The 14,739-nt window shown below is 30.5% G+C and carries 11 protein-coding genes and 1 pseudogene; all 12 read left to right on the top strand.

Annotation, left to right across the window (positions count from 1 at the left end):
- The first annotated feature begins 438 nt into the window (after positions 1-438).
- The gene (gene rsmH, locus AB162_RS02285; protein ID WP_053097144.1) at positions 439-1,404 is read left to right on the top strand and encodes a 16S rRNA (cytosine(1402)-N(4))-methyltransferase RsmH; all 966 of its coding nucleotides are present in this window, start codon (positions 439-441) and stop codon (positions 1,402-1,404) included.
- Positions 1,405-1,417: 13 nt separating this feature from the next.
- Complete coding sequence (gene ftsL, locus AB162_RS02280; RefSeq protein ID WP_053097142.1) at positions 1,418-1,735, top strand: cell division protein FtsL; 318 nt, start codon at positions 1,418-1,420, stop codon at positions 1,733-1,735.
- Between the two features lie 40 nt (positions 1,736-1,775).
- Positions 1,776-3,464: pseudogene (ftsI, locus tag AB162_RS02275) on the top strand (peptidoglycan glycosyltransferase FtsI); the annotation flags it as partial.
- 66 nt (positions 3,465-3,530) lie between these two features.
- Positions 3,531-5,015, top strand: a complete 1,485-nt coding sequence (gene murE, locus AB162_RS02270; RefSeq protein WP_053097139.1) for a UDP-N-acetylmuramoyl-L-alanyl-D-glutamate--2,6-diaminopimelate ligase — start codon at positions 3,531-3,533, stop codon at positions 5,013-5,015.
- Positions 5,016-5,023: 8 nt separating this feature from the next.
- Positions 5,024-6,400: a UDP-N-acetylmuramoyl-tripeptide--D-alanyl-D-alanine ligase gene (gene murF / locus AB162_RS02265; protein WP_053097137.1), complete on the top strand. Its 1,377-nt coding sequence runs from the start codon at positions 5,024-5,026 to the stop codon at positions 6,398-6,400.
- A complete protein-coding gene (gene mraY / locus AB162_RS02260) occupies positions 6,394-7,488 on the top strand; it encodes a phospho-N-acetylmuramoyl-pentapeptide-transferase (RefSeq protein ID WP_053097135.1) in 1,095 nt (364 codons plus the stop codon). Before murF ends, mraY begins: the two co-directional genes overlap by 7 nt.
- A 12-nt stretch (positions 7,489-7,500) precedes the next feature.
- Positions 7,501-8,835 carry a UDP-N-acetylmuramoyl-L-alanine--D-glutamate ligase gene (gene murD / locus AB162_RS02255; RefSeq protein WP_053097131.1) on the top strand — a complete coding sequence of 445 codons (1,335 nt, stop codon included), beginning with the start codon at positions 7,501-7,503 and terminating at the stop codon, positions 8,833-8,835.
- Between the two features lie 41 nt (positions 8,836-8,876).
- Complete coding sequence (ftsW, locus tag AB162_RS02250; protein ID WP_420021808.1) at positions 8,877-10,028, top strand: cell division protein FtsW; 1,152 nt, start codon at positions 8,877-8,879, stop codon at positions 10,026-10,028.
- Between the two features lie 11 nt (positions 10,029-10,039).
- Positions 10,040-11,101: an undecaprenyldiphospho-muramoylpentapeptide beta-N-acetylglucosaminyltransferase gene (gene murG, locus AB162_RS02245; protein ID WP_053097127.1), complete on the top strand. Its 1,062-nt coding sequence runs from the start codon at positions 10,040-10,042 to the stop codon at positions 11,099-11,101.
- A 72-nt stretch (positions 11,102-11,173) separates the two neighbouring features.
- Positions 11,174-12,625, top strand: coding sequence for a UDP-N-acetylmuramate--L-alanine ligase (murC, locus tag AB162_RS02240; protein ID WP_082239283.1), 1,452 nt, complete (start codon positions 11,174-11,176; stop codon positions 12,623-12,625).
- A 132-nt stretch (positions 12,626-12,757) separates the two neighbouring features.
- Positions 12,758-13,435 carry a cell division protein FtsQ/DivIB gene (locus tag AB162_RS02235; RefSeq protein WP_260080493.1) on the top strand — a complete coding sequence of 226 codons (678 nt, stop codon included), beginning with the start codon at positions 12,758-12,760 and terminating at the stop codon, positions 13,433-13,435.
- Between the two features lie 38 nt (positions 13,436-13,473).
- Complete coding sequence (gene ftsA, locus AB162_RS02230) at positions 13,474-14,739, top strand: cell division protein FtsA (protein WP_053097124.1); 1,266 nt, start codon at positions 13,474-13,476, stop codon at positions 14,737-14,739.

The raw sequence follows: 14,739 nt of genomic DNA, 5'->3' as shown, positions 1-14,739 counted from the left end.
TTAATTTACATTACTATTAAAAAAATAGTTATTTCACTTTAATGATACTATTAAATATAAAAATTTATTTTAATAGTATTAATTAATTACTATATATTTTAATATATACTAATATATTAGTAAGATTTTAACTCCATGTTTTCATAGTAATGAATATTTTACTATATTATGAGTTTGATTAATGAATAAATTAAAGTACTATGTTTAAACTTTTAGAGTTTATCGATAATAAAATAATGATAATATTATGCATTCATTGATAAAGACTAAAAAAATAATAAATATTATTAAGTAATTTACTAAAAAAATTTAATTAATTATCAGCTTTATTGGAGTTAAATAAATATTATTTATATAATACATAATATATAGCGCAGTACTACAAATTAAATTAAAAATGATATAATTTTTAATATAAAAAAAATATAATTTTTAAAGATGAATGTATCAAAAATTAAGTATCAACATCATCCTGTCTTATTGCAAGAAGCCGTAAACGCGCTATCTGTAAAATCAGATGGTATATATATAGATTGTACTTTCGGGCGTGGGGGGCATTCTAATCTCATTTTATCTAAATTAGGTAAAAAAGGACGTTTATTAGCTATAGATCGCGATCCAGAAGCTATAGCAGCAGCTAGAATGTCTATTACTGATTCACGTTTTAACATTGTAAAACTTCCATTTTCTACTATTACTGAGTATATAACAAAACTAAATTTACTAGGGTGTATAGATGGTATTTTATTAGATCTTGGCGTTTCTTCACCTCAATTAGACGATCCTGAAAGAGGTTTTTCTTTTACAAACAATGGACCACTAGATATGCGTATGGATAATACCTGCGGACAATCTGCAACTGATTGGTTAGCAACAACTTCAGCAAAAGATATTGCTTATGTATTAAAAACATTTGGTGAAGAAAAATTTGCAAAACGTATTGGCCAGGCTATTTTTGAAAAAAATCGTAAAAAAAAAATCACTAGTACTCGTGAACTAGCAGAATTAATAGTTAAGATTATTCCATATAGTAATAAGTATAAACACCCAGCTACCCGTAGTTTCCAGGCTATAAGAATATATATTAATAATGAAATAAATGAGATAAATTTAGTACTAAATGGCGCTTTAGACATATTGGCAGTAGGAGGAAAATTAGTAGTAATTAGTTTTCATTCTATTGAGGATAGAATAGTAAAATATTTTATTCGTAAAAATAGTCAATTATCACCGTTACCTAATGGTCTACCACTTACAGAAAAACAGATTAAAGAAAAATTTAACTTAAATGCAAATTTAAAATTAAAAAGTTGTGGAAAAATACATCCTTCAGTAAAAGAAATTAGAGAAAATCCTAGAGCACGTAGTGCTTTGCTTAGATTTGCAGAGAAGCGATTAATATGATTATTATCATCTCATGAGTAAAGAAAGATACAGTTTGATTGGTATTATTAGTAGTGATTTATATAATCATGGAAAATTATCATTAATTTTACTTATTTTAGTACTAATTTCTGCGCTTTTAGTAGTTACTATCACATATTATACTCGTAAAATGATTACTGAACGTGAAACAATGATATTAGAACAAGAAATGATTGATATTGAATGGCGTAATTTACTTATTGAGGAAAACGTATTAGCTGATCACAGTCGTATAGAAGCTATTGCTAGAAAACAATTAAATATGGAACATATAGATCCATCAAAAGAGAAAATAGTTTTGATCCATTAATTAATAATTATTATTTAATTCAATTTGTATAAGCTAAGCTATGATAATAAAAAAAAATATAAATTTTAATAAAACTAACTTTGTTAGCTTGCGTTTCTCCTTACTATTTTATTTACTGATTATAGCAGTATTAATATTATTAACAAAATTAATATATATACAAATAATTAATCCAAAAAAATTAATACATGAAGGAGATATGCGATCTTTACGAGTTCAGCAAGTACCTACTGTACGTGGAATGATAAGTGATCGTTATGGACGTCCACTGGCAATTAGTGTACCAGCTTACGCTATTTGGGCAGATCCTAAAGAAATTTCTAATCATGGTGGTATCATTAAAACAGATAGCCGTTGGAAAATACTTTCTGATGTATTATCTATTCCTTTCAATGAACTAAAATCACGTATTTTTTCTTCTAATAAGAAAATACGTTTTGTTTATTTAGCACGTCAGGTTAATCCTACTATTGGAAACTATATTAATAAACTAAACTTACCTGGTATTTATCTAAGACTAGAGTCACGCCGTTATTATCCTTCTGGATCAGTGACTGCCAATTTGATAGGTATTACTAATATCGATAGCCAAGGTATTGAAGGTGTTGAAAAAAGTTTTGACAAATGGCTTACCGGAAAGCCAGGAGAACGTATAGTACGTAAAGATAGATTAGGTAGAGTGATAGAAGATATCTCATTAGTTAATAGTCAGGCAGCGCATAATATTGTACTAAGTATCGACGACAAATTACAAGCAATTGCATACCGTGAAATAAATAATGCTGTTATTAGTAATAAAGCTTTTGCTGGGACAGCAGTTTTGATTGATATTGAGACTGGTGAAATTCTTGCTATGGCTAATAGTCCATCTTATAACCCTAATAATTTAACTGGAATTAATATGGAATTAATGCGTAATAGAGCTATTACTGATGTGTTTGAACCTGGTTCCACGGTAAAGCCTATGGTGATAATTGCTGCACTAAAACATGGAATAGTAAACGAAAATAGTGTTATCAATACTATGCCTTATATAATTCAAGGTCATAAAATAAAAGATGTAGTTCAACATAATAAATTATCAATAACAGAAATATTACAAAAGTCTAGTAACATTGGTATTTCTAAATTAGCATTATCAATGCCATCTACAGCTATTTTGGACACATACTCTCTTTTTGGTTTAGGTAAAACTACTAATATAGGATTAGTAGGAGAAAGTTCTGGTGTATATCCAAAGAAAAAAAATTTATCTGACATAGAAACAGCTGTCTTTTCTTACGGTTATGGTGTTATGGTAACCACGCTACAATTAGTAAGAGTATACGCTACTATAGGTAATTTAGGCATATTACGTCCGCTATCTATTTTAAAAGTAAACATGCCAGTTAAAGGAGAAAGAATTTTTCCAAAATTTATAGTTAGTAAAGTATTACATATGATGGAAAGTGTTGCGCTACCTGGCGGGGGAGGTATTAAAGCTGCTATTCAAGGCTATCGAATCGCAATTAAAACTGGAACAGCAAAAAAAGTTGGCAAAGATGGTAAGTATATTAATCAATATGTTGCTTATACTGTAGGAGTGGCACCTGCAAGTAATCCACGTTTTGCACTAATTGTAGTAGTTAATAATCCGCAAAATGGTTCCTACTATGGTGGATTGGTGTCCGCACCAGTATTTGGCTCAATTATGGGTAAAGTATTGCGTGATTTTAATATCAAACCAGATAATGTCTATGAAATTAATAATATTAAAAACATTAAATAATAAAATAAATAATTAGGTAATTTAACGTTGGCACATATTACTTTAAGTGAGCTAGTGATGCCATGGGTACAGACCGTAACATGTGAATGTGTTATTAGTGGTATGAGTATTAATAGTTTTACAGCAAAATCTGGAGATGTATTTATTGCAAATATTGGTCATAAAACTGATGGACGTAAATATATTTCAATAGCTATTGAAAAAGGAGTAGCTGCAGTAATAGCTGAAGCTAAAGGTCAAGCCAAACATGGTGAAATATATGAATTAAAAGGAATACCTATTATTTATTTAGATAATCTAAATCAGATTTTATCTGCACTAGCAGGACGTTTTTATCAGCAGCCATCACTTTCTCTACGCTTAATTGGTGTAACTGGTACTAATGGTAAAACAACAATTAGCCATTTACTAGCTAATTGGGTTCACCTGTTAGGTGATATAAGCGCAGTTATGGGTACAATAGGTAACGGATTATTTAATAATATTATTTATTCTACTAATACTACTAGTTCAGCTATTGATATACAGCGTTTATTGAAATTATTTTACGAACAGGGAGTAAATTTTACTTCAATAGAAGTATCTTCTCATGGTTTAGTACAATACAGAGTTACTGATCTATATTTTGCAGCAGCAGTATTTTCTAATCTAAGTCGTGATCACCTAGATTATCACTTAAATATGAAGTCTTATGAAAAAGCAAAATGGAAGTTATTTAGTGAATTAAAAGTCTGTAAACGTATTATTAATGCTGATGATCTTGTTGGCTATCGTTGGTTAAGACATTTACCTCAAGCGATTGCTGTTTCAGCTAGAGGTTCACTTCCAAATAACTGGCAAGGTGATTGGTTGTGTGCAGATACTGTAAGTTATAATGATGATAGTATAGATATTTTATTTAATTCTTGCTGGGGACATGGCTTACTTAATAGTAAGTTAATAGGAGACTTTAACGTAAGTAATATATTACTTGCACTAGCTACCTTACTATCATTAGGGTATTCATTGCCTGCGCTACTAAAAACTGCAGGTCAATTACAGTCTGTCTGCGGTCGTATGGAAATTTTTTCTGCACCAAATTTTCCTAAGGTAATAGTTGATTATGCACATACTCCAGATGGATTAAAAAATGTATTAGTAGCAGCAAAACGTTATTGTCATGGTAAATTATGGTGTGTATTCGGCTGTGGTGGTGATCGTGATAAAGGTAAACGGCCGTTAATGGGTGCTATTGCTGAAAAGTATGCGGATAATATCATCATCACAAATGATAATCCTCGTTTGGAATTATCGAAGAATATTATAGAATCTATTCAGAGCGGATTAATTAATATTAACTGTGCTAAAGTTATATCATGTCGTTATAAAGCCATTAAGATTGCTATCATGCAAGCTAAAATTAAAGATTTAGTACTTATTATTGGTAAAGGTCATGAAAATTACCAAATTATAGGTAATAAACATTTCTATTTTTCTGATCGTGTAACTGTATCTAAAATATTAGGATTATAGGTGATGTAATGATTCCATTTCTATTACATGAAATAGCACCAATTATTAATGCTAATATAATAGGTGTCAATCCTATTATTAAAGAGGTAACTATCGATTCTCGTAATATTAGTGATCACTGTATGTTTATAGCACTTCATGGCAAACGATTTGATTCTCATAATTTTGCTAAACATGCAGTATTATCTGGAGCTAGTGCTATATTAGTTAGTCGTCAGTTACCAATACACATACCACAACTAATAGTAAATGATACGCGCTTAGCTTTAGGAACATTAGCTGCTTGGGTTAGGAAGCAGGTACCTACTAAAGTAATAGCACTTACTGGTTCTTCTGGTAAAACATCTGTAAAAAATATGACCACATCTATATTACGTCAATGTGGGCAGGTAGTAGCAACAAAGGAAAATGAAAATAATGATATTGGCGTATCACTTACTTTATTAAAACTAACTTATAAAGATGATTTCGCAGTTATTGAATTAGGTGCTAATTGTATTGGAGACATTTCCTGGACAACTAGTTTAGTACGTCCTAACACTGCTTTAGTGAATAATATTTCAGTTGCTCATTTATCTGGTTTTGGTTCACTGGCTAATGTTGCCCAAGAAAAAGGAGAAATTTTTAAGGGATTACTAGACAATGGTGTAATTATTTTTAATGCTAATAGTAATAATTGGGCAAACTGGAAACTAGGTTTAAGTTCGAATCGAGTATGGAGTTTTTCACTAAATAAAATTTTTAATAAAAAAAATAATTTTTTTGCTACTAAAATAATTACTAATTTTAATAAATTAAATACTATATTTACTTTACATAGTCCACAGGGTAATTGCAGATTACAATTACCATTAGTAGGACTACATAATGTAAATAATGCTTTAGCTGCTAGTGCATTATCATTATCTGTTGGGGCAACGTTATCAGAAATTAAAACTGGATTAGCGAATACAAAAGCGATACCAGGTAGATTATTTCCAATTAGATTAGGTGTAGGTAAACTGTTACTTGATGATAGTTATAACGCTAACGTTAGTTCTATGCTTGCAGCTGCGCATGTTTTAGCTAAAATGCCAGGCTATAAAATTATGGTAGTTGGCGATATGGCAGAGTTAGGTTCTAGAGAAATAGAATACCACAGACAGGTTGGTATATCTATATCTATGGTAGTAGGTATAAATAAAATACTAAGTTTTGGAAATATGAGTAAAATGATTAGTTCTGCTAGCAAATTAGGAGAACATTTTACAGATAAAGCTCAACTGCTTGATCGTCTTAATGAATTTATTGATAAATATAAGTTAATAACTATTTTAGTAAAAGGATCAAGATATTTTGCCATGGATAAGGTAGTACGTAATTTACAGGAGCAAACTAAATGTTAGTTTGGTCTGCTAATTATATGATAAAATGTGATTATAATGTTCCTATTGTTTCATCTTTGACTTGTCGTGCAATAGTTAGTTTATTAACTTCTTTATTTATTTCTATTTTTATAGGAAAATATTTTATATCTTTTTTATATAAATTACAACTTAGTCAAGTTGTACGCAATAATGGACCTAAGTCGCACTATAGTAAAAGTGGTACCCCAACAATGGGGGGTATAATGATCTTGCTATCTATTTTTATATCTGTATTAATGTGGACTTGCTTATCTAATCCTTATATATGGTGTGTAATTTTTGTTTTTATAGGCTATGGTATCATTGGATTTATAGATGACTACCGTAAGATACTCTTCAAAAGTAGCCATGGTTTAATTGCCTACTGGAAATATTTTTGGCAATCAGTTATAGCATTAACTGTAGCATTGATTATGTTTTTTTTAGGTCAAAAAAACCCAGCATATACACAATTAGTAATTCCATTTTACAAACACATGATGCCGCAACTAGGACTATGGTATATAGCATTAACTTATTTTGTGATTGTGGGTTCTAGTAATGCAGTTAATATTACAGATGGACTAGATGGTCTAGCAATTATGCCAGTAGTATTTGTTGCAGCTGGTCTTGCATTTGTAGCTTTTTTTACAAGTAATATCAATTTTTCTAGTTATCTACATATTCCCTATGTTCGCTTTGCTAGTGAATTAGTTGTAGTTTGTACTGCGGTTGTTGGTGCTTGTTTAGGATTTTTATGGTTTAATACATATCCTGCGCAAGTTTTTATGGGGGATGTAGGAGCACTAGCTTTAGGTGGATTAATTGGTACTATTGCTGTAATTTTACGTCAAGAATTGTTACTATTTATTATGGGCGGGTTATTTGTATTAGAAACACTATCAGTTATTTTACAAGTTAGTGTATTTAAACTACGCAGAAAGAGACTTTTTCGTATGGCACCTCTTCATCATCATTATGAACTAAAAGGTTGGCCTGAACCACGCGTTATTGTACGTTTTTGGATTATTTCTATTGTTTTAGTATTACTTGGATTAGCTACGCTTAACATGCGGTTAATGCTGTGAATATAATGTTTTATGAATTATCATAATAAAAATATTATTATTATTGGATTAGGTATAACCGGTATCTCTTGTGTTAATTTTTTTCTTAAGAAGGGAATATTACCAAGGGTAATGGATACTAATTATCACCCGCCTGAATTAAATAATCTACCTAAACATGTAGAATATTGTTTAGGTTATCTAAATAAAGATTGGCTGTTTAAATCACATCTTATCGTTATTAGTCCTGGTATATCTTTATATCATCCAGAAATTCAAGCTGCTGCTAAAATAGGAATAGAGATAGTTGGAGATATTGAATTATTTTTACGTGAGGTTAAATCACCTGTTGTTGCAATAACAGGTACTAATGGTAAAAGTACAGTAGCTACATTAGTGGGACAAATGGCTACTGCAGCTGGTATAAAAGTTGGAGTTTGTGGTAATATAGGTAACCCTGCTTTATTAATGTTAGAAAACTATTATCAGTTATATGTATTAGAATTATCTAGTTTTCAGCTAGAAATTACTAAAAATTTAAAAATAGCAGTAGCAACTATTTTAAATATTAGTGAAGATCATATGAATCGTTATCCTTTAGGTTTCATGCAATATCTTTCAGCTAAATTAAAAATATATCAACATGCGGATATTGCTGTAGTGAATACAGCATATCCGATTACTTTTCCATTAGTTGACTACAAAAATAAATCAAAACAATTTATAGTTAGTTTTGGTGCTAAATCTGGTTATTATAGTATAGGTTACAAAAATGGTAAACAATGGTTAATGGCTTATGGTGAACCATTACTAGATTGCAATGAAATTAAAATGTTTGGGATACATAATAAGATTAATGCGCTAGCAGCTTTAGCACTAGCTGAACAAGTATATATTCCTCGTAAAGCCTGTTTAAGAGTTTTGCGTACTTTTGTTGGTTTATCGCATTGCCTTGAGCTTGTTTTAGACAGTAAAGGAATACGTTGGATTAATGACTCAAAATCTACCAATGTAGGTAGTACTACAGTAGCTATTAATGAATTTCAATTTAATTTAAAGGGAAAATTACATCTTTTACTTGGTGGTGATACTAAATTAGCAAATTTATCACCTTTACTACATTTACTAAAAAGTAGCAGCAATATACAGCTATATTGTTTTGGAAAAGATTGTAACAAGCTAGCGGCATTAAAACCTAATGTAGCAACTACTACTGAAACATTAGCACAGTCAATGTATATCATAGAAAAAAAAGTTAAACCAGGAGATGTCGTACTATTATCACCTGCTTGCTCTAGTTTAGATCAATTTGCTAATTTTAAAGTACGCGGAAAAGCTTTTAGAAAATTAGTACTTGATATTAGCTAATGTTACCTCATATGTTTGCTAAATTTATAACTAAGTGCATAGTGATATTTAATACTAAATCGCAAAAACAACATCAAGTAATGCTATATGATAGATTATTGTTATGGTTAACTATTGGGTTAACTTGTTTAGGTTTTATAATGGTTACATCAGCTTCCATGCCTATTGGAGTACGAATGTTTCAATCTCCATTTTACTTTTGTAAAAATGAAGCATTTTATTTAATTATCACTTTTTTTTTATCGCTGTTTATATTACAAATTTCAATAGATTTTTGGCAGCGTTATAGCATCATGATGTTATTTATCATAATATTTATGTTAGTACTAGTATTACTAGTAGGTAGTGTAGCACATGGAGCATCGCGTTGGCTGAAATTTGGATTATTACATATTCAACCATCTGAATTATCAAAGCTTGTTTTATTGTTTTATATTTCGAGCTATTTAGAACGTAAAGTTCATGAAGTACGTACTAACTTATGGGGTTTTTTTAAACCTATGGGTGTGATGGTTATTTTAGCAGTTCTTTTAATATTACAGCCTGATTTAGGAACAGTAGTAGTTTTACTTATGACTACATTAGCAATGCTTTTCATTGCTGGAGCTAAGTTATGGCAGTTTTTTTCTATAATTTTTTCAGGTATGTTTGCTGTTATTATTTTAATTATAGCTGAACCTTACCGTATCAAAAGAGTAATATCTTTTTGGAATCCTTGGCAAGAGCCATTCGGTAGTGGTTATCAGCTTACTCAATCTTTAATGGCTTTTGGACGAGGTGCATGCTGGGGTCAGGGCTTAGGTAATTCAGTACATAAGCTAGAATATTTACCTGAAGCTCATACAGATTTTATTTTTGCTATTATTGGCGAAGAGTTAGGTTTTATTGGTGTTTTATTTACTTTATTTATGTTATTTTTTCTATCATTCCGCGCTATGTTTATCGGACGGAAAGCACTGTTAATTAATAAAATTTTTTCTGGTTTTTTAGCTTATGCTATTGGTATGTTGTTTAGTTTTCAAGCTTTATTTAATTTAAGTTCAGTTTCTGGTATTTTACCTATTAAAGGACTAACATTACCACTAATTAGTTATGGTGGATCCAGTTTTTTAGTAATGTTAACAGCAATAATGATATTGATTAGAATAGATTTTGAAATACGTATTTCTCAATATCAGGCCTTTATAAGATAAGTAAGATAAGTATGATAAATTCAAAAAAATTAATAGTAATAGCTGGTGGTACAGGTGGACATATATTTCCAGGATTAGCTGTTGCTAATTACCTAATTTCACAAGGTTGGGAAATACTTTGGTTAGGTACATCTAATAATATAGACTCTTATTTACTATCAAAATATAAAATAAAAGGACATTTTATTTATCTATATGGATTACGCGGTCAAGTTTTAAAAAAAAAAATTCTAGCTCCATTTTATATTTTAAGTGCTTTACTAAAGTCAAAAAGAATTATGCAGAAATGGCGGCCAGATGTAGTTCTTAGTATGGGAGGATATATTTCTGGACCAGGAGGGTTAGCTGCTTGGATATGTGGTATTCCTTTGGTAGTACATGAGCAAAATAGGATAGTAGGACTTACTAATTACTGGTTAGCTAAAATTGCTAATAAAGTATTACAAGCCTTTCCTGGTGCTTTACCTAATGCCCATATAGTAGGAAATCCAGTACGTAAAGAAATTATTGAATTACCAGAACCATCTTTACGTTTGCGGGGTCGAACTGGCCTAATTAGAATATTAGTAATTGGTGGTAGTCAGGGTGCAATTATACTTAATAAAATTTTACCTGATGTTGCAGCAAAGCTATTTTATATGTGTACTTTTTGGCATCAAGTAGGTAAGGGAGCAATAGCAGAAGTACAAAAAGCTTATTCTGCTGTAAGAGAAACACAATATAAAATTGTAGAATTTATAGATGATATAGCTACGGCTTATGCATGGGCAGATCTTGTAATATGTCGTTCTGGAGCATTAACAGTAAGTGAATTAGCAATTGTTGGTCTACCAGCTATTTTTGTTCCATTTATGCATAAAGATCGTCAACAGTATTTTAATGCAAGGCTACTAGAACAAGTAGGAGCTGCTAAAATTATTGAACAATCTAAATTTACTGCAGATAATATAATTAATATTATCTGCAGTTTGAATCATAAAAAATTACTTAAAATGGCACAAAGTGCCAGAAGTTTAGCTATAACAGATTCAACAGAAAAAGTTGCACATCAATTAATTACTACTATTAAATAATAAATTTAATAAATAATTCTATTAAATATAGTATCTATTCTCTGAGAGATATCATGATAATGTAATAATTTAATGAAAAAAAAATTTACTAAGATACTAAGAAATAAGTACATTCATTTTATCGGAATTGGCGGTGTAGGTATGGGTGGCCTAGCTGAAGTGCTTGCTAGTCAAGGCTATCAAATTAGCGGTTCTGATTTAGCCCCTAATGCTATTACGCAAGAATTAATAGCAAAAGGGGTAAAAATTATTTTTAATCATAGTCCAGAAAATATTAATCAAGCTAATATAGTTGTAGTATCTAGCGCTATTAGTGCTAATAATCCAGAAATTATAGCAGCTAAAAAAAAGCATATTCCAGTTATAACGCGTGCAGAGATGCTAGCTGAATTAATGCGTTTAAGGCATGGTATTGCTATTGCTGGTACACATGGTAAAACTACTACTACAGCTATGGTAGCTAGTATCTACGTAGAAGCTGGCTTAGATCCAACTTTTATTAATGGTGGTTTAGTAAAATCAGTAGGTAGATATGCTTATTTAGGTTCTGGAAATTATTTAATTGCCGAAGCAGATGAAAGTGACTCTTCTTTCCTATATTTACAACCTATTGTTGCTATTGTTACTAATATTGACACAGATCATCTTGATAGATATCAAAGTAATTTTCATCTTTTAAAGCAAACATTTATTAAATTTTTGCATAATTTACCATGTTATGGTTGGGCCGTAATGTGTATAGATGATCCAGCGATCCAGAGTATCTTACTTTCTATAAATAGAAAAATTATTACTTATGGTTTTAGCAAAAATGCAGATTTACGTATTATCAACTATAACCAGAACGGTTTACGCGGTAATTTTTCTATTTATAGAAATAATAAACCTACTATTAATATAGTACTTAATACTCCTGGACGGCATAATGCATTAAATGCAGTAGCTGCTATTGCGGTAGCAATAGAAGAAGGAATAGAAGAAAATATTATTTCACAAGCACTATTAAAATTTAAAGGGACCGAACGCAGGTTCGATGAACTTGGTCATTTTTTTTTAAAAAATATTAACGGTAAAGAAGGCGTAGTTATGTTAGTAGAAGATTACGGTCATCATCCTACTGAAGTAGATGCTACTATACAAACAGCGCGTACCGGATGGCCTAATAAACGTATCGTTATGGTTTTTCAGCCACATCGATATACTCGTACTAGAGATTTATATACAAATTTTGTCAATGTTTTGTCTAGTGTTGATGTTCTAATTATGCTAGATGTGTATCCAGCGGGGGAAAGACCAATAGTAGGAGCAGATAGTCTATCACTATGTTGTACTATACGTAGTAATGGAAAAATTAAACCTATGTTAATACCAAATATTAATTTACATAAATTACCTAAAATACTTGCAACATTTTTGCAAGATAATGATTTAGTATTAATGCAAGGAGCTGGCTCAGTAGGAAAAATAGCAAGAAAACTAGCTAATCATAATATGCAACCTGATAATTATCAGGACAGTTACTAAATCTAAGAAAATAGTTATTAGATTATGTATAAATATACAGTTAATAAATTAAATAAAATAAAATATTACTACTTAATATATAATAAAATAATAGGTATAACATGTTTCTTATTTGTTCTGAGCTTCATAGTGTTGAACTGTGTTATCGTAGTATTATGGCTAAATAATCACTGTTTACCTTTATCCAAGGTCGTAATTATAGGAAAGCTTCACTATACTAATAAAGAGAATATTCTGAATAATATTATGGCACTAGGAGCAAAAAATAACTTTATGAAACAAAACGTAAATATTATTCATAACAAGCTTAAGCAGCTTCCATGGATTAAAGAAGTAAGTGTTCGTAAACAGTGGCCGGATCAATTAAATATTAATTTAGTAGAATATGAACCAGTAGCATACTGGAATAATTTATTTATGTTAGATCATGATGGAAATATATTTCGTGTAATTTTTCATATAAATTCAATACCAATGCTATTCGGCCCAAAAAATAGTGAAAAACATGTACTTAATTATTACCTAAGTATCAATCCATTGCTTACTGCTGCTAAATTAAAGTTAAAAAAAGTTAGTTTTAGTAAAAGTAATTCTTGGCAATTAACTTTACAAGATGATATTAACCTAATATTAGGCAGAACAAATAGTCATCAGCGCTTAAAGTGTTTTATCAAAATGTATCCAATCATTATTCAGCAAGCTTTGACAATTAATAAACGTATTAGTTATGTAGATTTTAGATATCAATCAGGTTTTGCTGTAGGCTGGTTACCAGCTTTAATAGATTATAAATCAATTCATAATCATTGATATAATCAAGCATTTGGTTGGGTATAGGTAAAATAACAATGATCAAAGCAATAGAAAGAAAACTAGTAGTAGGATTAGATATTGGTACAACTAACATCGCTGTCCTAGTAGGAGATATTTTACCTGATGGCATAGTTATTAATATCATTGGTGTAGGTAGTTGTCCATCTAGAGGTATGGACAAATGTGGTGTCAATGATTTAGAAGCTGTCGTTAAGTGTGTACATCGCGCTATTGATCAAGCAGAACTTATGGCGGATTGTAAGATTTCTTCTGTTTATCTTGCACTATCTGGTAAACAGATTACATGTCAAAATGAAATTGGAATAGTTCCTATTTTAGATGAAGAAGTAACTGAAGAAGATGTAGAAAATGTAGTACATACTGCTCAATCAGTACGGGTCAGTGACGAACAAAGAATTTTGCATGTTATACCACAAGATTACGATATTGATTTCCAAGAAGGAATTAAAAATCCAGTTGGTCTATCTGGAGTAAGAATTAAAGCTAAAGTTCATATAATTACCTATCATCATGATATGGCTAAGAATCTTATTAAAGTAGTTAAAAACTGCGGACTAAGAGTTGATAAACTAATTTTTTCTGGACTGGCATCCAGCTATGCTGTTCTTACTGAACATGAACGTGAATTAGGAGTGTGTTTAGTAGATATTGGAGGTACTACTATGGATATAGTAGTATATACAGATGGAGCTTTACGTCATACTAAGGTAATTCCATATGCAGGAAATACAGTAACAAGTGATATTGCATATGCCTTATCTACACAACCTATCGATGCTGAATATATTAAAATGCGTTATGGTTGTGCGTATAGTACTATAGTAAGTAAAGAAGAAACATTAGAAGTTAGTATTGGAGGACATTATTTACATAAATTACAGCGTAAAAAATTATCTGAGGTCATTGAATCTCGTTATATAGAATTACTGCATTTAGTTAAACATGACATTTGTAAACTGCAAGAAAAACTTTGCAAGCAAGGAGTTAAGCATCATATATCAGCTGGTATAGTATTAACTGGTGGTGCAGCTAAAATTGATGGTCTATTATATTGTGCACAACAAGTATTTAATACTCAGGTAAGAATTGGACAGCCACTAAATATTACTGGTTTGATGGATTATGCTCAGGAACCTGATTATGCAACTGCTGTTGGGCTACTACATTATGGTAAAGAATATCGTATGAATAGTAGTAATAATAATATTACTACAAATAAAAATACTTTAGTAAGTACTTGGTGGAAGCGAATTAGCTGCTGGCTAAGAAAGGAATTTTAG

The sequence above is a fragment of the Candidatus Palibaumannia cicadellinicola genome (genome assembly GCF_001269425.1).
Lineage (GTDB): Bacteria > Pseudomonadota > Gammaproteobacteria > Enterobacterales > Enterobacteriaceae > Baumannia > Baumannia cicadellinicola_A.
This window is presented reverse-complemented; position numbering and strand designations above follow the sequence as displayed.

Bases quoted from the DNA above. Each gene is read 5' to 3' on its own strand.
- rsmH (WP_053097144.1), top strand. From the start codon at position 439: ATGAATGTATCAAAAATTAAGTATCAACATCATCCTGTCTTATTGCAA.
- ftsL (WP_053097142.1), top strand. From the start codon at position 1,418: ATGAGTAAAGAAAGATACAGTTTGATTGGTATTATTAGTAGTGATTTA.
- murF (WP_053097137.1), top strand. From the start codon at position 5,024: ATGATTCCATTTCTATTACATGAAATAGCACCAATTATTAATGCTAAT.
- mraY (WP_053097135.1), top strand. From the start codon at position 6,394: ATGTTAGTTTGGTCTGCTAATTATATGATAAAATGTGATTATAATGTT.
- murD (WP_053097131.1), top strand. From the start codon at position 7,501: ATGAATTATCATAATAAAAATATTATTATTATTGGATTAGGTATAACC.
- murG (WP_053097127.1), top strand. From the start codon at position 10,040: ATGATAAATTCAAAAAAATTAATAGTAATAGCTGGTGGTACAGGTGGA.
- murC (WP_082239283.1), top strand. From the start codon at position 11,174: ATGAAAAAAAAATTTACTAAGATACTAAGAAATAAGTACATTCATTTT.
- ftsA (WP_053097124.1), top strand. From the start codon at position 13,474: ATGATCAAAGCAATAGAAAGAAAACTAGTAGTAGGATTAGATATTGGT.